Annotated in this window: 25 protein-coding genes and 3 tRNA genes; 11 read left to right on the top strand and 17 right to left on the bottom strand. The window is 64.5% G+C overall.

The window, feature by feature from the left end; all coding sequences use genetic code 11:
• Window positions 1–61: 61 nt before the first annotated feature.
• Genes EGY25_RS15330 through EGY25_RS15320 form a run of 3 tightly spaced genes read right to left on the bottom strand, consistent with a single transcriptional unit; the run spans window position 62 to window position 1,664 of the window.
• Window positions 62–691, bottom strand: a complete 630-nt coding sequence (locus EGY25_RS15330) for an NADH-quinone oxidoreductase subunit C (protein WP_135195878.1) — start codon at window positions 689–691, stop codon at window positions 62–64.
• Window positions 688–1,317, bottom strand: coding sequence for a NuoB/complex I 20 kDa subunit family protein (locus EGY25_RS15325; RefSeq protein ID WP_135195877.1), 630 nt, complete (start codon window positions 1,315–1,317; stop codon window positions 688–690). The genes EGY25_RS15330 and EGY25_RS15325 overlap by 4 nt, the downstream gene beginning before the upstream one ends.
• Window positions 1,287–1,664 carry an NADH-quinone oxidoreductase subunit A gene (locus tag EGY25_RS15320; protein WP_135195876.1) on the bottom strand — a complete coding sequence of 126 codons (378 nt, stop codon included), beginning with the start codon at window positions 1,662–1,664 and terminating at the stop codon, window positions 1,287–1,289. Before EGY25_RS15320 ends, EGY25_RS15325 begins: the two co-directional genes overlap by 31 nt.
• Window positions 1,665–1,869: 205 nt before the next feature.
• On the opposite strand from EGY25_RS15320, the gene EGY25_RS15315 reads away from it, so the two are divergent.
• From EGY25_RS15315 to EGY25_RS15305, 3 genes are all read left to right on the top strand, one after another.
• The gene (locus EGY25_RS15315; RefSeq protein WP_135195875.1) at window positions 1,870–3,501 is read left to right on the top strand and encodes an AbgT family transporter; all 1,632 of its coding nucleotides are present in this window, start codon (window positions 1,870–1,872) and stop codon (window positions 3,499–3,501) included.
• A 96-nt stretch (window positions 3,502–3,597) separates the two neighbouring features.
• Window positions 3,598–3,674: transfer RNA gene (locus EGY25_RS15310), tRNA-Asp, on the top strand.
• A gap of 81 nt (window positions 3,675–3,755) precedes the next feature.
• Window positions 3,756–3,832 (top strand) — tRNA-Asp (locus EGY25_RS15305).
• Window positions 3,833–3,925: 93 nt separating this feature from the next.
• On the opposite strand, the gene EGY25_RS15300 is transcribed toward EGY25_RS15305, so the two are convergent.
• Complete coding sequence (locus EGY25_RS15300) at window positions 3,926–5,176, bottom strand: glycosyltransferase (protein WP_135195874.1); 1,251 nt, start codon at window positions 5,174–5,176, stop codon at window positions 3,926–3,928.
• Between the two features lie 311 nt (window positions 5,177–5,487).
• Here EGY25_RS15300 and EGY25_RS15295 point away from each other — a divergent pair, with 311 nt between their 5' ends.
• Window positions 5,488–8,781 (top strand): autotransporter outer membrane beta-barrel domain-containing protein, encoded by a 3,294-nt coding sequence (locus tag EGY25_RS15295; RefSeq protein ID WP_135195873.1) that lies wholly within the window; start codon window positions 5,488–5,490, stop codon window positions 8,779–8,781.
• A gap of 59 nt (window positions 8,782–8,840) precedes the next feature.
• Here EGY25_RS15295 and EGY25_RS15290 read toward each other — a convergent pair.
• The 3 genes from EGY25_RS15290 to lon all read right to left on the bottom strand — a co-directional run bounded on the left by EGY25_RS15290 (window position 8,841) and on the right by lon (window position 11,725).
• Window positions 8,841–8,917 (bottom strand) — tRNA-Val (locus EGY25_RS15290).
• Window positions 8,918–8,950: 33 nt separating this feature from the next.
• Window positions 8,951–9,295, bottom strand: a complete 345-nt coding sequence (locus EGY25_RS15285; RefSeq protein ID WP_280643963.1) for an HU family DNA-binding protein — start codon at window positions 9,293–9,295, stop codon at window positions 8,951–8,953.
• Window positions 9,296–9,328: 33 nt separating this feature from the next.
• Window positions 9,329–11,725, bottom strand: coding sequence for an endopeptidase La (gene lon, locus EGY25_RS15280; protein ID WP_135195872.1), 2,397 nt, complete (start codon window positions 11,723–11,725; stop codon window positions 9,329–9,331).
• 281 nt (window positions 11,726–12,006) lie between these two features.
• Here lon and EGY25_RS16880 point away from each other — a divergent pair, with 281 nt between their 5' ends.
• From EGY25_RS16880 to EGY25_RS15275, 3 genes are read left to right on the top strand one after another with little or no spacing between them, the layout of a single operon-like run.
• On the top strand, window positions 12,007–12,135 hold the full coding sequence (locus tag EGY25_RS16880) for a hypothetical protein (protein WP_280643961.1): 129 nt from the start codon (window positions 12,007–12,009) through the stop codon (window positions 12,133–12,135).
• Between the two features lie 59 nt (window positions 12,136–12,194).
• Window positions 12,195–12,341, top strand: a complete 147-nt coding sequence (locus EGY25_RS16615) for a hypothetical protein (RefSeq protein ID WP_167762590.1) — start codon at window positions 12,195–12,197, stop codon at window positions 12,339–12,341.
• The gene (locus EGY25_RS15275) at window positions 12,338–12,541 is read left to right on the top strand and encodes a hypothetical protein (protein WP_135195871.1); all 204 of its coding nucleotides are present in this window, start codon (window positions 12,338–12,340) and stop codon (window positions 12,539–12,541) included. The genes EGY25_RS16615 and EGY25_RS15275 overlap by 4 nt, the downstream gene beginning before the upstream one ends.
• Before the next feature lie 63 nt (window positions 12,542–12,604).
• Here the strand turns inward: EGY25_RS15275 and clpX are convergent, their stop codons facing one another.
• Window positions 12,605–13,873: an ATP-dependent Clp protease ATP-binding subunit ClpX gene (gene clpX, locus EGY25_RS15270; RefSeq protein WP_135195870.1), complete on the bottom strand. Its 1,269-nt coding sequence runs from the start codon at window positions 13,871–13,873 to the stop codon at window positions 12,605–12,607.
• Between the two features lie 194 nt (window positions 13,874–14,067).
• Between clpX and EGY25_RS15265 the strand changes: the two genes are divergently transcribed.
• Window positions 14,068–14,715: an HAD-IB family hydrolase gene (locus tag EGY25_RS15265; RefSeq protein WP_209308107.1), complete on the top strand. Its 648-nt coding sequence runs from the start codon at window positions 14,068–14,070 to the stop codon at window positions 14,713–14,715.
• Between the two features lie 6 nt (window positions 14,716–14,721).
• Here EGY25_RS15265 and EGY25_RS15260 read toward each other — a convergent pair whose 3' ends face one another.
• The 4 genes from EGY25_RS15260 to tig all read right to left on the bottom strand — a co-directional run bounded on the left by EGY25_RS15260 (window position 14,722) and on the right by tig (window position 18,258).
• Entirely contained in the window at window positions 14,722–15,042 is a 321-nt protein-coding gene (locus EGY25_RS15260) for a hypothetical protein (RefSeq protein ID WP_135195869.1), read from the bottom strand.
• Window positions 15,043–15,132: 90 nt separating this feature from the next.
• Window positions 15,133–15,780 (bottom strand): ATP-dependent Clp protease proteolytic subunit, encoded by a 648-nt coding sequence (locus tag EGY25_RS15255; RefSeq protein WP_135195868.1) that lies wholly within the window; start codon window positions 15,778–15,780, stop codon window positions 15,133–15,135.
• 98 nt (window positions 15,781–15,878) lie between these two features.
• A complete protein-coding gene (locus EGY25_RS15250) occupies window positions 15,879–16,802 on the bottom strand; it encodes a hypothetical protein (protein WP_135195867.1) in 924 nt (307 codons plus the stop codon).
• A 112-nt stretch (window positions 16,803–16,914) separates the two neighbouring features.
• Entirely contained in the window at window positions 16,915–18,258 is a 1,344-nt protein-coding gene (gene tig / locus EGY25_RS15245) for a trigger factor (protein WP_135195866.1), read from the bottom strand.
• A gap of 204 nt (window positions 18,259–18,462) precedes the next feature.
• Here tig and EGY25_RS15240 point away from each other — a divergent pair, with 204 nt between their 5' ends.
• Window positions 18,463–19,164 (top strand): MBL fold metallo-hydrolase, encoded by a 702-nt coding sequence (locus EGY25_RS15240; protein WP_135195865.1) that lies wholly within the window; start codon window positions 18,463–18,465, stop codon window positions 19,162–19,164.
• Window positions 19,165–19,178: 14 nt separating this feature from the next.
• Here the strand turns inward: EGY25_RS15240 and EGY25_RS15235 are convergent, their stop codons facing one another.
• The gene (locus EGY25_RS15235) at window positions 19,179–19,472 is read right to left on the bottom strand and encodes a hypothetical protein (RefSeq protein ID WP_135195864.1); all 294 of its coding nucleotides are present in this window, start codon (window positions 19,470–19,472) and stop codon (window positions 19,179–19,181) included.
• Window positions 19,473–19,573: 101 nt separating this feature from the next.
• On the opposite strand from EGY25_RS15235, the gene EGY25_RS16610 reads away from it, so the two are divergent.
• Complete coding sequence (locus EGY25_RS16610; protein ID WP_167762589.1) at window positions 19,574–19,735, top strand: hypothetical protein; 162 nt, start codon at window positions 19,574–19,576, stop codon at window positions 19,733–19,735.
• 116 nt (window positions 19,736–19,851) lie between these two features.
• Window positions 19,852–20,073 carry a general stress protein gene (locus EGY25_RS15230; RefSeq protein ID WP_135195863.1) on the top strand — a complete coding sequence of 74 codons (222 nt, stop codon included), beginning with the start codon at window positions 19,852–19,854 and terminating at the stop codon, window positions 20,071–20,073.
• Between the two features lie 99 nt (window positions 20,074–20,172).
• On the opposite strand, the gene egtB is transcribed toward EGY25_RS15230, so the two are convergent.
• The 4 genes from egtB to EGY25_RS15210 all read right to left on the bottom strand — a co-directional run bounded on the left by egtB (window position 20,173) and on the right by EGY25_RS15210 (window position 24,481).
• Complete coding sequence (egtB, locus tag EGY25_RS15225; protein ID WP_135195862.1) at window positions 20,173–22,347, bottom strand: ergothioneine biosynthesis protein EgtB; 2,175 nt, start codon at window positions 22,345–22,347, stop codon at window positions 20,173–20,175.
• 131 nt (window positions 22,348–22,478) lie between these two features.
• Window positions 22,479–23,705: an acyl-CoA dehydrogenase family protein gene (locus tag EGY25_RS15220; protein ID WP_135195861.1), complete on the bottom strand. Its 1,227-nt coding sequence runs from the start codon at window positions 23,703–23,705 to the stop codon at window positions 22,479–22,481.
• 104 nt (window positions 23,706–23,809) lie between these two features.
• Window positions 23,810–24,115, bottom strand: a complete 306-nt coding sequence (locus EGY25_RS15215) for an SCP2 sterol-binding domain-containing protein (RefSeq protein ID WP_135195860.1) — start codon at window positions 24,113–24,115, stop codon at window positions 23,810–23,812.
• An 87-nt stretch (window positions 24,116–24,202) separates the two neighbouring features.
• Entirely contained in the window at window positions 24,203–24,481 is a 279-nt protein-coding gene (locus tag EGY25_RS15210) for a SemiSWEET family sugar transporter (RefSeq protein WP_135195859.1), read from the bottom strand.
• Window positions 24,482–24,518 lie beyond the last annotated feature (37 nt).

The raw sequence follows: 24,518 nt of genomic DNA, 5'->3' as shown, positions 1-24,518 counted from the left end.
GTGTCGAGATCGTCCTCGAACACATCGACGCCCATCGGCAGGGTGGGGTTTCCGTCAGCCATTACGCCTGGCCTCCCGCCTTCTCGTCGCCCGGCAGGACCGGAGCGGGGTATTCGGCGCCTTCCCAAGGCGACAGGAAGTCAAACGTACGGAACTCTTGCGTCAGCTTGACCGGTTCGTAGACCACGCGGCGCTGTTCCTCGTCGTAGCGGACCTCGACATAGCCCGTCATCGGGAAGTCCTTGCGAAGGGGATGCCCCTCGAAGCCGTAGTCCGTCAGCAGGCGACGCATATCCGGGTGGCCCGAGAACAGCATGCCGTACATGTCGTAGGCTTCGCGTTCGAACCAGTTGGCGGCCGGATAGGCCGAGATGACCGAAGGCACCGGCTGGGTCTCGTCGGTCGACACCTTGACGCGCAGGCGCGCGTTCCGGGTCATCGACAGCAGATGATAGACGACCTCGAAACGCTCCTTGCGATCCGGATAGTCCACGCCGCAGAGGTCCAGCAGCTGCTGGAAGCCGAACTGATCGCGCAGCGCCGTCAGAACCTCGACGATTCGCTCGCGCGGCGCCACCAGCGTCAGCTCGCCAAAGGCGATCTGCGCCTCGACACCCAGCGCGCCGACCATCTCGGCGCCCAGCGGCGTCAGGGCGGTTTCTTGTTGCGCTTGAACAGCCAGAGACGTCATCGGTCGATCGTCCCCGTGCGACGGATCTTCTTCTGCAGTTGCAGCAGGCCGTAAAGCAGCGCTTCCGCTGTCGGCGGGCAGCCGGGCACATAGACGTCCACCGGCACGACGCGGTCGCAACCACGAACGACGCTGTAACTATAGTGGTAGTAGCCGCCGCCGTTGGCACAGCTGCCCATCGACACGACGTAGCGCGGGTCGGGCATCTGGTCGTAGACCTTGCGGATGGCCGGGGCCATCTTATTGGTCAGGGTGCCGGCGACGATCATCAGATCCGACTGACGGGGGCTGGCGCGTGGCGCCATGCCGAAGCGTTCGACGTCGAAGCGCGGCATCGACATCTGGATCATCTCGACGGCGCAGCAGGCCAGGCCGAAAGTCATCCACATCAACGAGCCCGTGCGCGCCCAGTTGATGACGTCGTCGGCGGCGGCGACCAGATAGCCCCGCTCACCGAGCTCCATGTTCACGGCCTCGAAGAACTTGTCGTGGACCTTGGGGTCATAGCCCTCGACGGTCGAGCGCGCGGCGGCGCCGGCCGGAACCAGCGGCGCGCCGGAAGCCGTGACCAGGGTCGTCGGCGTGGAAGTGGCGACTACTCCCATTCTAGGGCTCCCTTCTTCCACTCGTAGATAAAGCCGATGGTCAGCACGCCCAGGAAGACCATCATGGACCAGAAGGCGAAGACCATTCCGGCGTGCGACAGGTCGAACATCGACACCGCCCACGGGAACAGGAAGGCGACTTCCAGGTCGAAGATGATGAACAGGATCGACACCAGATAGAAGCGGATGTCGAACTTCATGCGCGCGTCGTCGAAGGCGTTGAAGCCGCACTCATAGGCCGAAAGCTTTTCGGAATCCGGATTCTTCGGCGCCAGCAGAAGCGGCAGCGCGATGAACAGGATGCTGATCAGGCCGGCGACGCCCGCGAAGATCACCACCGGAAGATATTCGAGAAGGAATGCGTTCATTCGAAGAACCTCGTCCGCCGGGGAGAGGCGGGATTCGGCGCTTCTTAGACCCAAGAACGTCCCCGTTCAAACCCCTGCGGACATTGGCTTTTCATTGAGAATGGATCGCAAGTTTCTGCGCCATATGTCGCAGGCCCGACGCTTGCGCGGCTGGCGTCCGCAAAGCCCTATTGCGGGCCTGATCGTGTAACCGAAAGTCATCCGAATGAGCGCAGCCAGCCGCGCCCTGAACGCCGTGGAGCGGATCGGGAATCGCCTGCCCGATCCCGTCTTCCTGTTCCTTTGGCTGATCGCTGGACTGATCGTCCTCAGCATGGTCGGCGCGGGCCTGGGGTGGTCCGCCGTCAATCCCGTCACCGGCGATCAGTTGGTCGCCAAGAGCCTGCTGTCGCCTGAGAACCTGGGCCAGCTGATCATCGGCATGCCGCGCACCCTCGCCGACTTTCCGCCGCTGGGGATCGTCATCACGATCATCTACGGCGCATCGGTCGCCGAGCGGACAGGCCTCTTCGCCACCGCCATTCGTGGCGCCCTGCTCAACGCGCCGCGCGCCATACTCACGCCGATCGTCGTCGTCACCGGCATGGTGTCCCACCACGCGTCGGACGCGTCATATGTGGTCGTCATTCCCCTGGCGGCCGTAATCTTCGCCGCGGCGGGCCGCAATCCGCTGGCCGGCCTCGCAGCCGGTTTCGCCGCCGTCTCGGGCGGTTACGCCGGCAATCTGTTCCCGGGCGCCAGCGATGCGCTGATCCTGGGCATCACCGAACCGGCCGCTCAACTGATCGACCCGTCCTATTCGGTGAATATCGCCGGCAACTGGTTCTTCATCGTCGGGGTCGTCTTCGTCTTCACCCCCATCGTCTGGTTCCTGACGGATCGCGTGATCGAGCCGCGCCTGGGCGTCTGGAAGCCGGCCGAGGGCGTCGCCGCCCCCAATGCCTCGGAAAAACAGCCCCTGACCGCCGCCGAGAAGCGCGGCCTGCGGTTCGCAGGCCTGGCGGTTCTGGGCATGATCGCCCTGTGGGCCACGCTGACCTTCCTGCCCGGCTCGCCGTTCGTCGATCCCGAGGTCGACCCGGAGCAGAAGTTCAATCCGCTGTACAAGTCCCTGGTCGCCTTCTTCGCCATCACCTTCTTCGTCGCCGGCGGGGCCTATGGCGCGGGGTCCGGCACGATCAAGTCGCACCGCGACATGGTGACGATGATGCGCGACGGCATCGCCCAGCTGGCGCCCTATATCGTGCTCGCCTTCTTCGCCGCCCATTTCGTGGCGATGTTCAACTGGTCGGGCCTCGGGCCGATCCTGGCGGTGAATGCGGCGGCCGGACTGAAGACCCTGGCCCTGCCCGCCCCGCTGCTGCTGATCTGCGTCGTCTTCGTTTCCTGCTTCTTCGACCTGTTCATCGGCTCGGCCTCGGCCAAATGGTCGGCCCTGGCGCCCATCGTCGTGCCCATGTTCATGCTGCTGGGCATTTCGCCCGAGATGACGACAGCCGCCTATCGCATGGGCGATTCGGTCACCAACATCGCTACGCCCCTGATGAGCTACTTCCCGCTGATCCTGACCTTCGCCCAGCGCTGGGATCCACGATTCGGGCTGGGATCGCTGATGGCGACCATGCTGCCCTATGCGGGCGCCTTCCTGGTCGCCGGTCTGGCCATGGTGGCGGCCTGGGTCGCCTTCGACCTGCCGCTGGGGCCAGGGGTCGGCGTCCACTATGAACCGCCCGCCCCGGCCGTGGCCGCTCAGGAGCCCACCAGCGGCGGCCTGGCGGGCCCGCACAGCCCGCCCCAGGCGGCCATCGTCACGCCGTCCACAGCCCCGTCGCGTTGAGGGTCGCGTTTCTCCGAAAAGGTCGCTTGACGCGATGTGCCAGCCCGCCTAAACGACGCCCCTCGCCGGGGCGCACAGCCGCTTCGGCCGGGAAACGCGGGTGTAGCTCAGTTGGTTAGAGTGCCGGCCTGTCACGCCGGAGGTCGCGGGTTCGAGCCCCGTCACTCGCGCCACTCTCTCTAGCAATAGATGGAGTGGCGCACACCGCCTTCCCAAAAAGCTTTCGAAACAGCTCAAAAGTTTCGACCTGATACGCGGGTGTAGCTCAGTTGGTTAGAGTGCCGGCCTGTCACGCCGGAGGTCGCGGGTTCGAGCCCCGTCACTCGCGCCACTTCTTTTCCAGACATTGCAAAAAGAAGTGGCGCGCCCCCGTTTCGGAACGCGCCTAATTCAATCGCTGATCGCCGTGCGTCTGCACGACCGATCAATGGAGCGGCAGCGCCGTATCCGGGTTAACGAAGGCCGCCTCGCCCGTCAGCTCGCCATAGACCACGCACAGATCCTCGAACACGCGGTTCCAGGCGAACTGGCTGACCGCCTTCTCGCGCGCCGCCCGACCGATGGCTTCGATGTCGCGGGCGAACAGGGCCTCGACCGCCTGGGCATAGTCGTCGGCGTCGGCGCTGACGGCCAACTGGCCCACGCTCTCGTCCACCGTCTCGGCGACGCCTCCTGCATTGACCCCCACCACGGGCCGCCCGCACGCCATGGCCTCCAGCACGATCAGACCGAACGGCTCCTTGTCGTTGGCGTGAACGAAGGCGTCGCAGCTGGCGATGATCTTGGCGACCGCCTTGGGATCGCTTTCGTACGGCATGGAGATGACGCGATCTTCCTCCGGCATGCCGGCTCCCGCGCCGACCAGCACCAGATAATAGGGCGCGCCCAGCTTCTGGACCGCCTCGATCAGCACGTCGACGTTTTTCTCCTTGGCCGGCCGTCCGGCGAAGCAAAGCAATCGCGCATCCTCGCCCAGGCCCAGCTTGTTCAGCAGCCATTGACGGTCCCGGCGTTCCGGCCGGAAGGTGTCGATCTCCACGCCCAAGGGACGGATGACGATATTGTCGACGCCGGCCTCCTCAAGCCGCCGCGCGATGAACCGGCTCGGCGACACCACACGATCGAACTGGGAAAATAGTTTGGCCCAGCGCTTCTCGACCGGCTTCTTGGCCCATTCGCCGAAGTGCAGCGCCGCCAGACCCGCCGGATCGGAGTGGCAGAAACCGACGACCGGGCATCCGACCCGCTGACCGGCCTCCAGGGCGCCCTGCCCCGGCGTATAGGGATCGCCCGCCTCGATGATCGACGGCTTCATCGCCGCCACCCAGGCGCTCCAACGCTTGACCGAGCTGGGCCAGCGATAGCCGTCGCCGAACGGCAGCTTGGTCGCCCGCAGTTGCACGATGCCGTCGGCGCGCGCCTTGTGCCGGGCGCCGGGCACGATCAGCGAATGGCTGACGCCGGGCCGGTTTGATTCGATCCAGGCCTTCTTGGACAGGATGTAGCGTTTCACCCCGCCCGAACGCGGCGCATACAGCATGGTGGTGTCCACCAGGCGCGGCCGCTCGTCCATCGCCGCCGCCTTCAGGGCCCGCAAGGTATCTGCGACTTCCACGTCCAGCCCCGGAATCAGTCGGAGTTCGCTTTCCTGAACGTCGAGGTCTGTCATGCTCATGGAGTGTTCTCGCCTGGTCTGGGCTGTCGAACGCCGAAGGGGTTCGTTGGATGCGTCGCCGGGACGCGGCCTTTAGACCTTGCGTCGGCCGTAAACCCCGTCGCGGCAAAGCTCAAGAGCGGCGCGCTGCAAAACGCTCCGTATCCCCCGCAACGCTCGCGAACCGCAGAACGCCGGTCCGGTTATAGCGAGGCGCACGAGCTATTGCGGCCTTGTATTCGCCTCAAATTCGATAAACTTGGAAGGCTGGCGCGGACCCTGCTAAGGGATCGACCGTACCGTGATGCGTGACCACCAGGGGTTTCTACCGAATGCGTATTCTGCTCGCGACCGCCGTAGCGATCGCCCCCTTGATGGCCGCCGCCGGAGCTCAGGCCGAGATCGTCATCTCGACCGCCCGGACCACGCCGATCCAGACCTCCAATGCGACCGGCACAGCCGCCGATAACATCCGCATCGCCAGCGGCGGCAGCGTCGCCGTTGGGACGGGAGCGGCTGTAACGCTGAACTCGAACAACAGCGTCGACATCGACAGCGGCGGCTCGATCACCATCGCCAATGCGGCTGACGGCGCGACCGGCATTCAGGTGAATGGCGGTAACACCGGCACGGTCACCGTCGGCGGCGCGATCAACATCACCGACACCCTGACGGAACCCAAGGACGCGGACGAAGACGGCGATCTCGATGGTCCGTTCGCCGTGGGAACCGGCCGCTACGGCGTGCGTGTCTCCGGTGCGGCGCCGTTCACCGGCGACATTAACACCGAAACGTCCGGCTCCATCCGGGTCGAGGGCAACAACAGCTACGGCATCGGCGTCGAAACCGATGTCGTCGGCTCGATCCAGAGTCTCGGCACGATCGGCGTGCTGGGCGACAACAGCACCGGCATCCGTGTCGCTGGCGATGTGTCTGGCGACGTCGAGGTTCTCGGAACCGTCACGGCGAACGGCGCCGGATCTCAGGGCGTAGCGGTGGAAGGCGACGTTGGCGGGGTCTTGAAGCTTCAGGGCCAGATCGCATCGACCGGCTACCGCTACACCACTCCGCCTCCCACCCGTCCTGAAACCGGAGACTATGCCGACTCGATCGTGTTTCTCGACGAGCTCGACGCCGACGACCTTCTGCAAGGCGGCGCGGCCGTGAGCGTCGCCGGTAATGTCGCCAAGGGTGTGCTTCTCGACGTCGCCCCCACCTATGCCAACGGCATCGAAGGCGATGACGACGGCGATGACGTCAAGAACGGTGACGAAGACGACGACGGCGATGGCAAGAAAAATCGGGACGACACCGACCGCGACGGCGACGGCATCCTCGATACCGCGGAAACCACGGCCACCATCACCTCGCTGGGTGGCGCGCCCGCCCTGCAGGTCGGATCTTCCACGCAAAGCGTGAATGTCGGCGTCGTCGGCACGGGCGCGGACGCATTCGGTCTGATTAATCGTGGCTCGGTTACAGCCAGCGGCGTCTACACGGGCGTCGCCAGCCAAGCCTTGGTTGTGGGTGTGAACGGCGGTCAGACCACCACGATCCGGGGCGGCATATCCAACGCCGGCACGATCGCTTCGTCGGCCCTCAACGCGAACTCCACCGCCATCCGCCTCGGCGCCGGCGCCTCCACGCCGACCATCGCCAACTCCGGTTCGATCCAGACGACGCTGACCAGCAATGTGGCCAGCACCGCAACCGCCGTCCAGATCGATGCGGGCTCCAATCTGTCCTCTTTCACCAACTCCGGAACCATACTCGCTGGGGCCGCCGGTAATCGAGTCGACGCGACGGCCATCAGGGACGCGTCGGGCACGCTTGCCAGCCTGACCAACACGGGCAGTATCCGCGCCATCGTTGCAGCGGACGAAGATGACGACACGCCCGTGGACAGCACCGCCACCGCCATCGACGTTTCGGCCAACACGACCGGCGTGACGCTCGTTCAAAATGGCGTGGTCGATGTCGAAGACGACGACACCACCACGGTCGATACCGACGGCGACGGCGTGTCCGACACGCAGGAGCCCGCAATCGAGGGAAATATCCTGTTCGGATCCGGCGCCGACACGCTGGACGTTCGCAACGGCACCGTCGTCGGCGACATCAGCTTCGGTACTGGTGCAGACCGGCTGTCCATCACCGGCGGCGCGACCGTCTCCGGCGCGATCACCGACGCCGACGGCCTGCTGGACATCAATGTGGCGGACGGCACCCTCATTGCCGGCCAATCGACATCGACGACCATCTCGAACCTGGACATCGGCGCGGACGGCACCCTGCTGGTCTCGCTCGACCCGGCAAACGACACGACGCCCGGCTTCAATGTCACTGGGACGGCGAACCTGGCGGAAGGCGCCGGCCTGGGCGTGCGCTTCACCTCGCTGTTGGAAGGCCCCGAACGGTTCACCATCATCCAGGCCGGCACGCTGAACGCAGGCACTATCGACCAGACGCTGGTCGAGGCGAACTCGCCTTATCTGTACGTGGTCAACGCCGCGGCCGACGAAGCCGCCGGCGAGGTCTATGTCGATGCCCGCCGCCGCACCGCCGAGGAAGCCGGGCTCATCTCAGTCGAGGCTTCAGCCTATGACGCGGTCTATGGCGCGTTGGGCGACAATGAAGCGTTGCGTAACCTGTTCTTGTCGCAGTCCTCACGTGAGGACTTCATCGACGCCTATGAGCAGATGCTTCCCGATCACTCCGGCGGCCCTCTGATGTCGCTTTCTGCCGGGGTCGATGCGGTGACGCGGGCGCTTACGGGTCGCAACGCCTCAGCAGCGCCGGGCGAGACCAGCGCCTGGGTGCAGGAGATCAACTTCTACGCCGACAAGGACAAGACCGATTCCTACGGTTTCCGCTCGGAAGGCTTCGGCGTCGCGGGCGGTGTGGAGAAGGGCTCCAGCCTGGGGGCCTTCGGCATCTCCGCCGCCTTCACCTCGTCGGACATCAAGGACCCCGAAGCCGAGGCCGAAGAGGTGCTCTCGGCCAATCTCTTGGAACTGGGCCTCTACTGGCGCGCCCAGGGTCAGTACTGGACAACCTGGGCCCGTGCGGCCGGTGGTTACGCCTCCTTCACCGCCGACCGCTCTCTGGTCGCCAGCGGCGTCTATCTGAACAACAAGTCCGACTGGCACGGCTGGACGGCGGCGGTCGCCGGCGGCGCATCCTATGAGCGCAACTTCGGTCGCCTGAACGTTCGCCCAGAAATCTACGGCGAGTATTTCAGCCTGTCGGAAGGCGCCCGCAGCGAGACCGGCGGCGGCGACGGCTTCGACCTCGACATCGATTCGCGCGACAGCCACATCTTCTCGGCGGTGGCCGCCATGAACATCGGCTACGGCTTCGGTCGTAACGGTTGGGTACGTCCCGAACTGCGCATCGGCTATCGCCAGAACATCTCGGTGGACGCAGGCGAGACCATCGCGCGCTTCGCCAGCGGCGGCCCCGACTTCATCCTGTCGCCGGACGCCGTCGAGGGCGGCGGACCGATCCTGGGCTTCCGCCTGAACTTCGGCAACGAACTGGGCATGCTGTCGGTCACCGGCGACGCCGAACTACTGGAAGACTACGTCCGCTACTCGCTGCTGCTGCGCGCCAGCTTCCGCTTCTGATCAAAAGCGAACGCCAGAAACACGAAAGGCCGCCGGAGCGATCCGGCGGCCTTTTTGTTTGGTAGGCGGCGACGGGTTCGAACCGCCGACCCTCTCGGTGTAAACGAGATGCTCTGACCAGCTGAGCTAGCCGCCCCCAATGCAGAGCCGGGCTTATGCCCGTTGGACTTCAACCGTTCAAGGCGCTTTTCAAACCTTCCCCAGCACGAAAGCGCGCGGTGCGGGATGCGGGGCGCGCCACGGCGGCCCCCGTCTGGGGATTGCGGGCGACGCCGGCCTTGCGTTCGACCGCGACGAAACTGCCGAAGCCGATCAGCTTGACGTCCCGGCCGTCCGCCAGGGCTTCGGCCACACCATCGGTAAAGGCCTCAAGCGCCGACTTGGCCTGGTCGCGGCTGATGTTCGCCGCGCTGGCCATTCGGCCGATCAGTTCCGCTTTGGTCATCTGTTCCCCCGGGCGAATCACTAAAGGACAGATCGACGGTTGCGTCAAAAACGAAAACGCCGCCGGCATGCTCACCGGCGGCGCTCTCTATTCAACTCGACGTTAGTGGCTGACGGCGGCCGGCGGCCCGTCGATGAGCGGAACAGGCGCAGGCAGCGGATCCGTCGCCTCGTCCCATTCGACCGGGGTCAACGTACCGACCAAGGCCCACTTTAGCGCCTCGTCCGCCGTCGAGATCGGCACGATCTCCAGCGCCGACTTCACATTGTCGGGCACGTCGGCAAGGTCCTTTTCGTTCTCTTGCGGGATCAGCACCGTCTTGACGCCCGAACGAAGGGCCGCGAGCAGCTTCTCTTTCAGCCCGCCGATGGCCGTGACCCGGCCGCGCAGGGTGATCTCGCCGGTCATGGCGATGTCCTTGCGGATCGGGATGCCCGTCAGGACCGAGACCATGGCCACGGTCATGGCGACGCCGGCGGACGGACCGTCCTTGGGCGTTGCGCCGTCCGGCACGTGGACGTGGATGTCGGTCTTCTCGAACACCGGCGGCTTGACGCCGAAGGCGAGCGCGCGCGAGCGGACATAGGAGGCGGCGGCGGAGATCGACTCCTTCATCACCTCCTTCAGGTTGCCGGTCACGGTCATGCGGCCGCGGCCCGGCATCTTGATCGCCTCGATGGTCAGGATGTCGCCGCCGAACTCGGTCCAGGCCAGGCCCGTCACGATGCCGACCTGATCCTCCTCGTCCGTCTCGCCGTAACGGAACTTCTTCACGCCCGCATATTCGGCCAGCTTGGCGTCATCCACCGTGATCGACTTGGCGCCCGTCTTGGCCATCTCGCGCACTGCCTTGCGGGCCAGACCGCCCAGGGCGCGTTCCAGCGACCGCACGCCGGCTTCGCGGGTGTAGTAGCGGATCAGGTCGCGGATCGTATCTTCCGGGATGATCAGCTCATCGGCCTTCAGACCATGGTCCGTCAGCTGTTTGGGCAGGACGTGACGCTTGGCGATCTCGACCTTCTCGTCCTCGGTGTAGCCCGACACCCGGATGATCTCCATCCGGTCCATCAGCGGCTGCGGCATGTTCAGGCTGTTCGCCGTCGTCACGAACATCACCTGGGACAGGTCGTAGTCCACCTCCAGATAGTGGTCGCCGAAGGTCGAGTTCTGGGCCGGATCCAGCACCTCAAGCAGGGCCGAGGACGGGTCGCCGCGCCAGTCGGACCCCAGCTTGTCGATCTCGTCCAGCAGGACGAAGGCGTTGGTGGTCTTGGCCTTCTTCATCGACTGGATGATCTTGCCGGGCATGGAGCCGATGTAGGTCCGGCGGTGGCCGCGAATCTCGCTCTCGTCGCGCACGCCGCCCAGCGACATGCGGACATATTCACGCCCGGTCGCCTTGGCGATGGACTTGGCCAGCGAGGTCTTGCCGACGCCGGGAGGGCCGACGAGGCACAGGATGGGCCCCTTCAGGCTGCCGGTGCGGGCCTGGACAGCCAGATATTCGACGATCCGTTCCTTGACCTTCTCCAGGCCGAAGTGGTCCTCTTCTAGGATCTCCTCGGCCTTGATCAGGTCGATCGGCTTCTGCTTGGCCTTGCCCCACGGCACGGACAGCAGCCAGTCGAGGTAGTTGCGGACCACGGTCGATTCGGCCGACATCGGGCTCATGTTGCGCAGCTTCTTGACCTCGGCCTCGGCCTTGGTCCGGGCTTCCTTGGACAGGCGCGTCTTACGGATGCGCTTCTCCAGATCCATGATCTCGTCGCGCGCGTCGTCGGTCTCCCCCAGCTCGCGCTGGATCGCCTTCATCTGCTCGTTCAGATAATATTCGCGCTGGGTCTTCTCCATCTGGCGCTTCACGCGCGAGCGGATCTTCTTCTCGACCTGAAGGACCGAAATCTCGCCTTCCATCAGGCCGTAGACCTTCTCCAGCCGCTTGGGCACGTCGAAGGTTTCCAGAAGGCCCTGTTTGTCGGCGATCTTGACCGACAGGTGGGCGGCGACCGAATCCGCCAGCTTGGACGCGTCGGTGATCTGGGGGATGGAGCTGAGGGCCTCGGGCGGGACCTTCTTGTTCAGCTTCACATAGTTTTCGAACTGCTCGACGACGGCGCGCAGCATGGCCTCGGTCTGCGAGGCATCGCCCGGCTCGTCCTCGATCTCGACGGCCTCGGCCTCGAAATACTCCTCGCGGTCGGTGAAGCGGGTCAGGCGCGCCCGGCCCTTGCCCTCGACCAGCACCTTCACCGTGCCGTCAGGCAGTTTCAGCAGCTGCAACACAGTGGCCAGCACGCCGATGGGATAGATGGCGTCGGGCGACGGGTCGTCATCGACGCTGTTCTTCTGGGTCGCCAGCAGGATCTGCTTTTCGCCCTTCATGATTTCGTCCAGCGCCTTCACGGACTTCTCGCGGCCCACGAACAGCGGCACGACCATGTGCGGGAAGACGACGATGTCTCTCAGCGGCAGGACGGGCAGGATCTTTGGTTCAGTCATGATGCGTACTCCTGGGCCATTGATCATCTCCGGCCCGCCGCCACGGTCCGCCGGGCAAGAGGCCCGACCGGCGCATGACGGCCCGTCGATTCCGACGGCGTTCGGATGAGTATGTGGTTTGAAAGACCCACGGTTCAAGCGTGACCGATGAACCACCCACATCTGCGTGGTCGCACGGCCCGCGATCGCGTCGCTTTAGGCCCGCATTATGCGACGCGGCGCTTTCGACATGGCGGCTTTACGGGGTTCGGGCGTCTGCTTGGGATCCAAGGAGATGCCCCATGAGCCGTTCACATCTGCTGGCGGAATCGCTGAAACGCCCCGCCCCAAAGCCGACCTCCGTCCAGATGGCGATGACCTTCATCGGCGCCCTGTTCGGCGCGCCGATTCTTCGGGGGCCGTCGCGATGATGCAGGGCCATGTCGAAGGCGGGGCCGCAGCCCCCGTCCCACCCCGACGATACAGGGTGGTGCCCCGCGCAAGCGGCTGGGCGGTGGCGATCAACAGAGCCACGACCCGCCCCCTGCCCGACCGCGCCGCCGCCGAACGCCTGGCTGCACGATTGCAGGCCGAGGCCGACCGCCTGAACCGCGACCAGCACAGGCGCACCCAATGATCGCCGCCCCGCCCGTCCCACCCGCCGTAGAAATTCTGACGATCCAGCCCATCGGCAATCGCTGGCGCGTCACCTCAAGCGACGGTCTGTTCGAGGGCGTCTTCACCGACGCCAAGAGCGCCGTCCGATGCGCCAAGGCCGAGGCGGAGGCCCATCCCGGTCACATACTGTTGCTAGCCGAACCCCGCATGGCGGCTTAAATTAAAAAAGGCCGGAGCGATCTCTCGCTCCGGCCTTCGCCTCTATCGCTTCTGGCGGCCCGATCAGGCGGCGCCGTCGGCCTTTTTCTTCGACACTTCGGAATAGATCAGCAGGGGCTGAGCCTTGCCTTCGATCACCTCGGCGTTGACCACCACCTCTTCGACGCCTTCGAAGGTCGGCAGTTCGAACATGGTCTCCAGCAGTATGCCTTCCAGGATCGAACGCAGGCCGCGCGCGCCGGTCTTGCGGGTGATGGCCTTCTTGGCGACGGCGATCAGGGCGTCGTCGGTGAAGGTCAGCTCGACATTCTCCATCTCGAACAGGCGCTTGTACTGCTTGACCAGCGCGTTCTTCGGCTCGGTCAGAATGGTGACCAGCGCCGCTTCGTCCAGGTCTTCCAGCGTCGCCAGAACGGGCAGACGGCCGATGAACTCGGGGATCAGGCCAAACCGCATCAGGTCGTCGGGCTCGACGCCCTTCAGGATATCGCCCGTGCGACGCTCGTCGATTTCCTTGACCTTGGCGCCGAAGCCGATCGAGGCGCCCGCCCCTCGCGCCGCGATCACCTTCTCAAGGCCGGCGAAGGCGCCGCCGACGATGAACAGGATGTTGGCGGTGTCGACCTGCAGGAACTCCTGCTGCGGATGCTTGCGGCCGCCTTGCGGCGGCACGGAGGCGACGGTGCCTTCCATGATCTTCAGCAGGGCCTGCTGCACGCCCTCGCCCGAGACGTCGCGGGTGATCGAGGGATTGTCCGACTTGCGCGAAATCTTGTCGATTTCATCGATGTAGACGATGCCGCGCTGGGCGCGCTCGACGTTGTAGTCGGACGCCTGGAGCAGCTTCAGGATGATGTTCTCGACGTCTTCGCCCACATAACCGGCTTCGGTCAGGGTCGTGGCGTCGGCCATGGTGAAGGGCACGTCGATGATGCGCGCCAGCGTCTGGGCCAGCAGCGTCTTGCCCGAGCCGGTCGGCCCGATCAGCATGATGTTCGACTTGGCCAGTTCGACGTCGTTGTTCTTCGTCGCGTGGTTCAGGCGCTTGTAATGGTTATGGACGGCGACCGAGAGCACCTTCTTGGCGTGCGACTGACCAATGACGTAGTCGTCCAGGACGTCGCGAATCTCCTTGGGCGTGGGAACCCCATCGGTCGTCTTCTTGAAGCCGATCTTGTGCTCTTCGCGGATGATGTCCATGCACAGTTCGACGCATTCATCGCAGATGAAGACGGTCGGGCCCGCAATCAGTTTGCGGACCTCGTGCTGGCTCTTTCCGCAGAACGAGCAGTACAGAGTGCTTTTGGCGTCTGAGCCGGCTGCTTTGGTCATAGACCCTTATCTCACTCCCGCGGGGCGAACCGAAATGGCCCGAAACGCGCTTCCCTCACATTGATGCCAGTACTCTGGCTGCGAAGGTCTTCAAAAAATGACAATTACCCATCCCACGTGCGACGACAACCCCGAAGGCGGCAAGGGATTGTTGCAGTGCGTGGATGGATCAGTGTCGGCGGGGATCAAGGCGAATGTCTGACATGGGGATCGTGCAGGATTTGCGCCAGTCCAAGGCTAAGGGGCGTCCCATTGTCGCGTTCGATTTCGATGGGACACTGACGATTCGCGACAGTTTCACCGAATTCCTGCGTTGGCGCGCCGGTCCCGGCGCCTGGGCTTTGGGTTTGGTCAAGCTCGCGCCTGCCGTGGCGGCCTATGCACGGGATCGCGACCGGGGACGGATCAAGGCGGCGTCGGTGAAGGAGTTCCTGCAAGGCGCCGATCGTCAGACCCTTGAAGCCGAAGCCGAGCAATTCGCGCAGGACGTCTGGCCGCGCTTCATGCGGCCCGATGCGCTTGCGGTCTGGAACGACTGGGGCGAGCGCGGTGCCCATCGCGTGATCGTGACCGCCTCCCCCACCACGACAGTCGCGCCTTTTGCCCGAAAGCTGGGCGCGGAAGCTCTGCTGGGCACCGAGTTCGTATTCGACACGGACGACCGAATCACAGGCGCCTTTGCGGGTCCGAACTGTCGGGGTGAAGAGAAGGTGCGACGGCTTAAGGCGGCCTATGGCAACGACATGACCCTGGTCGCCGCCTATGGCGACACCTCCGGCGATACCGAAATGCTGGCCATGGCGCAGGAGCCGGGCTTCAGAGTATTCCGCCAGAAGCCGTGACGCCCTTCAGTTGCCGTCGGCGTCCACGTCGAACACGACGGCCTTGCCGCGCGAGGCCGGATCCCATCCGGCTGCGATAGCCGAGGCGATGGCGGTGCGCACTGCATCGACATTGACCCGCTGCTTTTCGACATCCGGCCGGCCATTGGGTCGCAGCGGCGGCGGGAACTGCACGATGGCCTCGCGCTTGAAATCGACATGGCGCAGGGAGACGGCCATGCCTTCCCAGACGTTTCCGCCCTTGGGCTGAGGCTGGCGACGAAGTTCCCAGGCATAGGTTTCGCCGTCGACTTCGACCGTGCCGCTTGGATCTCGTGTGAACTGCATGGCGGTTCCGATAGCACAAAATGAAAAAGGCGCGCCGCGATCGGCGCGCCTTTTTTGGTCGTTTTTCGGGCGGCTTAGTTGCCGGGCGATTTAGTTGCCGGGCGTCTTCACGCCGTCGGCGTCCGCCTGTTCGCGGCGATCATAGACGTGGTCCACGATGCCCCAGGCCTTGGCTTCCTCGGCCGACATGAAGTGGTCGCGGTCCAGGGTCTTTTCGACTTCCTCATACGTCCGGCCAGTGTGGTGGACGTAGATCTCGTTCAGACGCTTCTTGGTGTAGCGGATGTCGGCAGCATGCAGTTCGATGTCCGACGCCTGACCACGGAACCCGCCCGACGGCTGGTGCACCATGATGCGCGCATTCGGCAGGGCGATCCGCTGACCCGCCGCGCCGGCCGTCAGGATCAGCGAGCCGGCCGAGGCGGCCATGCCCATGACCACGGTCGAAACCGGGCTCTTGATGTATTGCATGGTGTCGTAGATCGCGAGCGCCGAGGACACCTGTCCGCCAGGGCTGTTGATATACATGCTGATTTCCTTCTTCGGGTTTTCCGACTCCAGGAACAGCAGTTGGGCGCAGATCAGCGACGCCATGCCGTCCTCGAACGGCCCCGTCAGGAAGATGATCCGCTCGCGCAGCAGGCGAGAGAAGATGTCGAAGGAGCGCTCGCCACGGCTGGATTGCTCCACCACCATGGGAACGAGGTTCATGTTCATCAGTTCGATCGGATCGCGCATGGATGCCTTTTCGGGATGCCATGGGCGCGATTCAAGCCGCGCCCTTCGTCCTAGCATATCGCGTTCGCGTGCCCCTGACGCAAGGCGGGACTTTGTGATCAGGGCTGTCGGTCGTTCGCCTCGACACGGTCGTCGCGCTCACCGACCATGCCGCGCACAATATCCCGCGCCTGCTGAGTGGGGCGGGCCCGATTGCGATTGGCCCGATACAGGGACGCCAGATAGTCGCGATCCCACTGGGTCAGCCCGGCCAGTCTATCGGCCTCGGGCGAGAACAGGTTAAGGACGCTGTCATAGCCATTCGCGTCGGCGTCCGGCTCGACCTGGGCCAAAGCGATCATCGCCACATAATCGCTGAGCGCCCCGAACCCCACCGTACCAATCTTACTGACATCGAGGATGATGATCACGCGCGCCAGGTCGTCACGAATATTGGAACGCAGCCGCGACGCATCCCTGACCGTTATGGTCGGCGGCTCTTCGTTATCCAGTCGAACCGCGATCTCGCCGGTGTCTGCACTGACCGGCAGGCTGACATGCCACCAACGGACCGGAGCGTCCGTGGTTTTGAACCGCCTCAAGGCCTGAGATCCGAGATCCGTGTTGCTGCGCGCGGGGCGAAACCCCTGAGGATTGTCGTCCACCAGCGCCGAGGCCAACGCCTTGGCGTCGGCAGATGCCACAACCATGATGTCCGGGCGGCATCCGGGCTCGCCGACCTCAAGGCCCACGTCCACGGCGGCCTTGGCCACGCGATCAACCATGAACTGCGCATACCGCTCGTCCATGTTGGCGACGCCTACGCAGATCGTACGATCCCAGCGCGCGAGACCTCGCCCACGAGGCGGCGCGGCGATGTCGTCGATGAAGGACTGAACCTGCGGTTCGAGCCGCCGCCCGGTGACCTCGACGTCTCCCAGTTCCGCTGGCGTCTGCGGGCTCGCGGAAGCCTGTTCCTGAGCGAATGCCGGAACGGCGATGGACAAGGCGGCGGTCGAAAGGAGCGCGACAAGCATGTTCATCGAAGTTCACATCTGATTGTTCTGGAAACAGAAAAGGGCCCGCAAATTGCGGACCCCTCACAACTATCACTTCGCAATGAAATAACCAGTTACGCTTCTGTAAGAACGAGACTTACGCCTCCTCGTCTTCCTTCAGCAATTCTTCCTTCGTGATCGGCGTATCGGTCACGTCGGCGACGCCCACGATCAGGTCCACGACCTTCTCTTCATAGATGGGGGCGCGCATCTGGGCGGCGGCGTTGGGGTTCTGGCGGTAGAAGTTCAGGACGGCCTGTTCCTGGCCCGGATAGTTGCGGGCTTCCTGCAGGATGGCGGCGTTCAGCTCCTGGTCGGTGACCTGAACGTTGTTGGCGCGACCGATCTCGGCCAGCACCAGGCCCAGGCGGACGCGGCGCTCGGCGATCTTGCGGTATTCGGCCTTCAGGTCTTCGTCGGACTTGGCGGCGTCTTCTTCAGGCAGACGGCCGGCGGTCTTGTCGGCCTCGACCTGTTGCCAGATGCCGTCGAACTCGGCGTCCACCATCTTCGGCGGCAGCGGGAAGTCATGGGCTTCGTCCAGTTGGTCCAGCAGGGCGCGCTTCAGCTTGAAGCGGGCGGCGCCGGCGTATTGCTGGTTCAGGTTCTGGCCCAGCAGTTCCTTCAGCTTGTCCAGCGACTCCAGACCGATGCGCTTGGCGAAGTCTTCATCGACCTTGGCTTCGACCTCAGCCTTGATGGCCTTCACCTTGACGTCGAAGGTGACCAGTTTGCCGGCCAGGTGAGCGGCCTGATAGTTCTCGGGGAAGGTGACCTCGATGGTCTTCTCTTCGCCGACCTTGGCGCCCGTCAGCTGCTCTTCGAAGCCGGGGATGAAGCGGCCCGAGCCGATCACCAGGTCCGCATCCTCGGCCGTGCCGCCTTCGAAGGGTTCGCCGTCCAGCTTGCCCAGGAAGTCGATGGTCAGTTGGTCGCCCTCGGCGGCCTTGACGGTCTTGCCCTTCTTGTCCTCGTAGGACTTGGCCTGACCGGCCAGTTCCGTCAGGGCCTCGTCCAGATCGGCGTCGGACGCTTCATAGGTCGGGCGATCCAGCTTCAGGCTCTTGGGGTCGATCGGCGTGAAATCAGGCATGATTTCCAGAGCCATCTCGTAGGCCAGGTCTTCCTCGCCCTTAATGACCTTGTCCATGTCGGACGTCAGCTTCATCTCGGCGGGAGCGGCCGGACGGACCTTGGCCTCGTCCAGGGCCTTCTGGCTGGATTCGTTCAGCTCGGCGTTGATGATCTCGCCCATGAACTCACGGCCGAAGGTCTTCTTGACGTGGGCGACCGGCACCTTGCCCGGACGGAAGCCCTTCAGCTTCACCTGAGGCGCGACTTCCTTGACGCGGGCTTCGAGCTTCTCGTTCAGCTCCGCAACGGGAATGGTCACCGCGATCACGCGGCTGAGGCCTTCGTTCGACTTTTCGACGACTTGCATGGTCGGGATTCTGACGCTCTGTGGCGCATGGGCCTTAAGGAGGGCCGGCGCGGAATGGATAAAGCAAGAAGGCCGCCCTGACCCAGGTCTTGGGAAGGAGCGGCGCCTCGAAGCCCGCCCTTATGTCGAGAAGGGCCCCAAAGGTCAACGCGGGCGTGATCGCGGCCGGTGGTTTCGCGCATCAGGCAGGGTTATGTTGGCCGCATGAGCCAGCCCGCCTCCCCCATCGGCGTCTTCGTCACGCCCGTCACCCCGCTTCAGCAGAACTGCACCACCGTCTGGTGCACAGCCACAAACAAGGCCGCCGTGATCGATCCGGGCGGATCGGTGGATGTCGTTCTGGGTGAGGTTCAGCGGCGCGGCCTGACGCTTGATCAGATCTGGATCACACATGGCCATCTGGATCATGCGGGCGGAGCCGCCGAGATGCAGGAGAAGACCGGCGTCCAGATCACCGGCCCTCAGAAGGCTGATCAGTTCTGGATCGACCGAATCGTCGAGAGCGGACGGATGTATGGCCTGCCCGACGCTCGCCCTTTCACGCCTGACCGCTGGCTGGAGGACGGCGACACCGTCAGCCTAGGCGAGACGACTTGGGACGTGCGCCACTGCCCCGGCCATACGCCGGGTCACGTCATCTTCTTCAATCGCGCGGCGCGATTCGCCCAGGTGGGGGACGTATTGTTCAAGGGATCTGTCGGCCGCACCGACTTCCCGCTCAGCGATCCGCCAGCCTTGATCCGCTCGGTGATCGAAAAGCTCTGGCCGCTGGGCGACGACGTCACCTTCGTGCCGGGACACGGACCGATCTCGACCTTCGGCGAGGAACGCCGCACCAATCCCTTCGTGTCGGACGCTGCAATGAGACAGGCCCCGATCCAGCGTGAGCCGGCGGGGCCTGCCTAAAGCTCTCGCCTGGATCAGCGGCGCAGGATCATGCCGATGATCACGCCGATGCCCAACGCATACAGGGTCGCCTTCATCGGACTGTCCTGAATGTCTTCCTGGACGCGATGCACGCGACCTGAAATCTTCTCGCGCACCAGACCTACGTCTTCGCGCACGGCCTGGCGAATGGAGGCGGTTTCGCCGAAGGTGCGGCGTTCACCACCGGCAAGAATGGCGTCGGCTTCGCGGTCCAGACGCTGCGTCAGATCGTCATCATCCAGAACGATGTCGTCTGGCGAAGGCGAAGTAATGGTTGTGTTGGTCATGTCGATCTCCGGGTTCGCACAACAAACCGACCGGGCGACCAGTGGTTCCTTTGAACGTCCATGGCGGGGTCGCGTTGGTTACGGGCAAGGAGAAGATCATCATGACCTACATCGAACCCACCCCCACGACACCCCAGCCGGAAATCCAGCCCGAGACCACGCCTCAACCGGAAATTCAGCCGTCCGACACGCCTGACGAAGTTCCACCGATGGAACCCGATGGCGGGGGCGAAGGTGATTCCAGGCCTTATGGAGCCGGATGAAGTCAAACCACGAAGACGCTCAGGGGTGTGACAGTAAAACAGGGTTCCGAACGGAACCGTCACGGAGTCACTGGGTTCATTTCAGCAAGCGCAACGGCAGCACTGAAAGGATACCGATGGACAGCCAGCCCTCACGACCCTCCGGCGTTTCCAAGAGAGGTTTCGCCTCCATGGATCCAGAACGTCAGCGCGAAATCGCGCGCAAAGGGGGCGCCAGCGTCCCCAGCGAAAAACGAAGCTTCTCCCAGGATCGCAGCCTCGCCGCACAGGCCGGCCGCAAGGGTGGAGAAGCGTCTCACGGAACCAAAAAAGACGCGGACGCCGCAGACGGCGAATAACCCGCTGAGAGCTATAAAAACAGGGCGGCCCGTCGATCGACGCGCCGCCCTTTTTCTTTGTGTTTGGCGCGTCGCGCTGTGCGACGCGCCAAAGCCGATTCAGGCCCTGAGCAAAGCCAGAGCGACGCTGGGTTCAGGCGACACGTCAGTACGCACCACGGACCAGCCGGACGCCTTCGCCATGGCTTCGACGGACTCTGGAGTGAACTTGCGTGAGCTTTCGGTGTGGATCGTCTCGCCGCTCATGAAGCGGAACGACTGATCGCCGATGCGAACCGTCGTCGGGGTGATGGCCTGCAGATGCATTTCCATCCGTGACGCCTCGGCGTTCCACACCGCCCGATGCGTAAAGGCGTTCAGATCGAAATCGGCGTCCAGTTCGGCATTCGCCCGAACCAGCAGATTGCGGTTGAAGGCGGCGGTGACGCCTTGGCTGTCGTCATAGGCGGCGACCAGGATCGCCGGATCTTTGACCAGATCGACGCCCAGAATGAACAGCGCCCCCTCCCCCAGCATCCGACGCGCGGCCGCTAGAAATCGTTCCGCCTCGTCCGGCTGAAGATTGCCGATGGTCGAACCGGGGAAGAAACCGATGCGGCGGCCGTGCGGCAAATCGTCCGGCAGGGGCGCCAGATGTTCGAAGTCGCCCAGCACCGACTGAACGGTCAGGTTCGGATAATCCGCGCGAATGCGGGTCGCGGCATCCAGCAGGGCCGTCTCGCTGATATCCAAAGGCACATAGGCCCCCAGGTCGGGCACGGCGTCCAGCAGGATACGAGTCTTCTCGCTGGCCCCGGACCCGAACTCCACCAGCACGGCGTCCGGCCCGAAATCGGCGGTCAGGGCCGCCGCGCTCTCACGCAGCAGCGCCGTCTCCTGCCGCGTCGGATAGTATTCCGGCAGGGCCGTGATGTCTTCGAACAGCCGCGAACCCTCGGCATCATAAAACCATTTGGGCGGCACGGCCTTCTGGTCGCGCGACAGGCCATCGACAATGTCGCGCCGGAATCCTGCGGTCTGGGCGTCGTCCGTCGGCGCGGCGTGCCTGTGCGGGGCGTGCCTGTGCGGGGCGTCTTCGGCTAGTCTCAGACCCATGAAGGCCCACCTTTGTTGCGGGTAGAAGAAGTTCCGATACGTCACTCGGGCATGATCGGACGGCGTGGCGAAGGCACCGCCGCGCAGAACCATCTGATTGGCCATGAACTTGCCGTTGTATTCAGCGGCTGTGCCGGACGTCGGCTGGAAGCCGGGGTAAGGCGCATAGGCGCTGGACGTCCACTGCCAGACCTCGCCAGACAGGTTCGAAAACCCCTCGGGCGCGGTCGTCGCCGCATGTTCCCATTCCGCCTCGGACGGCAGGCGTTTGCCGGCCCAGCGCGCATAGGCGTCGGCCTCGTAGAAGCTCACATGGCGCAAGGGCGCGGCGGGATCGACCGGGGTGCGGCCGGTCAGCCCCATGACCGTCCAGTCGCCGCCGTCGCAGCGCCAGTACAGCGGCGCGGTCCAGCCTTGGGCCTTCACCGTCGCCCAGCCGTCCGAAAGCCAAAGGTCCGAGCGGGTGTAGCCCCCGTCCTCGATAAACCGTATCCAGTCGCCGTTGGTCACCAGATCGGCAGCTAAAGCGAACGGCTCCAGCCAGACCCGGTGTGCGGGGCCTTCATTGTCGAAGGCGAAGCCGGCACGGCCATGACCGATCGACACCAGGCCCGCGTCGAACGAGACCACGCCGCCGCGCGTCGTCTCGACCGGCTGCTCGCGGGGTTCGACCTCATAGGCGGCCGGGTCGAGCGGCGAACGCGACATCAGGTTCAACAGATCCATCAGGAACAGTTCCTGATGCTGCTGGTCGTGATGCAGACCCAGTTCGAACAGATACCGCTCCAGCCCGCTCGACGGCCCCTGCGCCAACCAGGCGGCCATGCGCCGGTCGATCTCGCGGCGATACGCCAGAACCTCATCGACCGAGGGGCGGGTCATCAGCCCACGCTGGTCGCGCGGCACCCGCTCGCCCAGCGCCTCATAGTAGGAGTTGAACAGTTGCTGGAAACGCGGATCGACAGGCCGATAATCTGGATCGCACGCCAGGATCAGCGCTTCGAAGAACCAGCTGGTATGGGCCAGGTGCCATTTGCCGGGGCTGCAATCGGCCATGGACTGCGCCGACAGGTCTTCGACCGACAGTCCCTGGGCCAGGGCAGGCATCGCCGCCCGAACGCACCGGAACCGCGCCACGTCCGACGCCGCCCGCGTATCGGGCTCGAATCGAGCATTCATATCAGCCGTTCCGTTCCGCGCCAGTCCCGCTGCCCGGACCGGGCGTCGCGTCGTTCAAGCAGATCGAACGTCACGCCACGGTCGGGGTTCCCCGGTGAGTCGTCAGGGATTTGGTAAGTCTGGCTGCGAATTCAACGCACCGGCCTGCCGCCATGCTTGGCGTATTCCAGCCGGGCGATGGTGCGGTTGTGGACCTCGTCCGGGCCGTCGGCGATTCGCAGGGTGCGCACCGTCGCATAGAGTTCGGCCAACGGCGTGTCGCCCGAAACGCCGGCGCCGCCGAACGCCTGGATGGCGTCGTCGATGATTTGAAGCGCCATGCGCGGCGCGGCGACCTTGATCTGCGCAATTTCGGAACGGGCGTTCTTGGCCCCTGCCTGATCCATCATCCAGGCGGCCTTCAGCACTAGGAGGCGGCACATCTCGATATTGGTGCGGGCGTCGGCGACCCGCTGCTCCCACACCGAATGTTCGGCCAGCTGCTTCTTGAACGCCGTCCGGTTCAGCAGCCGCATGACCATCAGCTCCAGCGCCCGTTCCGCCGCCCCAATCACGCGCATGCAGTGGTGGATGCGGCCGGGGCCAAGCCGCCCTTGCGCGATCTCGAACCCCCGGCCCTCGCCGGCGATCAGGTTTTCGACCGGCACGCGGACGTTCTCCAGCACCACCTCGGCGTGGCCGATGGGGCGTTCGTCATAGCCGAAGACCGTCAGCATCCGCTCGACCCGGAAGCCAGGCGTGTCGACGGGCACGATGACCTGCGACTGCTGGGCGTGGCTGGCGGCGTCGAAGTCGGTCTTGCCCATGACGATGGTCATGGCGACGTTCGGGTGCGCCATATTGGTCGACCACCATTTGCGGCCGTTGATGACATAGTGGTCGCCGTCGCGCTCGATCCGGGTCTGGATATTGGTGGCGTCGGACGAAGCCACTTCGGGCTCGGTCATCAGGAAGGCGGAGCGAATCTGGCCGGCCATCAACGGCTTCAACCAGCGGTCCTGCTGGGCGGCGTCGCCGTACATGTGCAGGACTTCCATATTGCCGGTGTCGGGGGCGTTGCAGTTGAACACCTCGGACGACCACAGATGGGCGCCCATCATCTCGGCCAGCGGCGCATAATCGAGGTTGGTCAGGCCCGCGCCCCCATTCTCACCTTCATGGCCGCCCGGCAGGAACATGTTCCACAGGCCGGCGTCACGCGCGGCGGCCTTCATCGCTTCCATGACCGGCGGCTGACGGGTCGAGTCCTCGCGCACCTGCGCGAAATATTCGTGCTCGCGGGGGATGACTTGTTCGTCCAGGAAGCGGCGGACCCGGGCGTGCCAGTCCAGGGCCCGGTCTGAATGTTTGAAGTCCATGGCGTTTTCCTCTTCCCGTTCGCGCCTCTGCCGGGCGCTCGATACGAAAACGGCGCGGCCCCGATCAGGAGCCGCGCCGCCATAACTGGTCGTTCAGGCCGGCATCAGCGCTTCAGCAGCGGAGCCAGCTTCTGGGCGATCATCATGTCGCCGGCGATCTTCAGCTTGCCCTGCATGAAGGCCATCATCGGGTCCAGCTTGCCTTCCGACAGGGCCATGAAGTCATCCCACTTCATCGAGACGGTGGCGTCGGCGGGCTTGTCTTCGTTGGTGACGGTATTCGGCACCGAGGCGCCGTCGATGTAGATCTTGCCCTCGTCGCCGAGGTCGAGCTTCACGGTCTTGCCCAGACCGGAGTTGTCGCCGACGGCGCCGCGGATGTGTTCAGTGACTTGTGCGAGATCGGGCATTGGGGGCGTCTCCCTAAAAGGACGTTGTGAACTACGGGTTAGCCCGCATCGACGAGGGCGCCAAGATCACGTCGGGTAAAGGTCGCATCACTTCTCCGGATCGCCATCCCGAAAGCGCCATTTCATCGCCAGCACGCCCGACGCCATCACAAGGGCGCAGGCGTTCGCCACCGTCACCGGCCAGGCCTGCGTCATCACGCCATAGATCACCCACAGGACAAAACAGGTCACCGTCAGCGAATAGGTCTTCAGGCTGACCGAAGACGCGTCGCGCTCCTTCCAGATTTTGATCGCCTGGGGCGCGAAACTGGTGATCGAGCAGACGGCCGCCGCCGAGCCGACGATGTTGGCGATCAGGTCGCTCACGCGATGATCCGCCGTTGAAAATGAAAGTCGCCGTCGG

Origin of the sequence: Brevundimonas intermedia (genome assembly GCF_004614235.1) — a bacterium.
GTDB classification, from domain to species: Bacteria; Pseudomonadota; Alphaproteobacteria; order Caulobacterales; family Caulobacteraceae; genus Brevundimonas; species Brevundimonas intermedia_A.
Note: the sequence above shows the minus strand (reverse complement) of the source record. Positions and strands in the feature narration are given on the sequence as shown.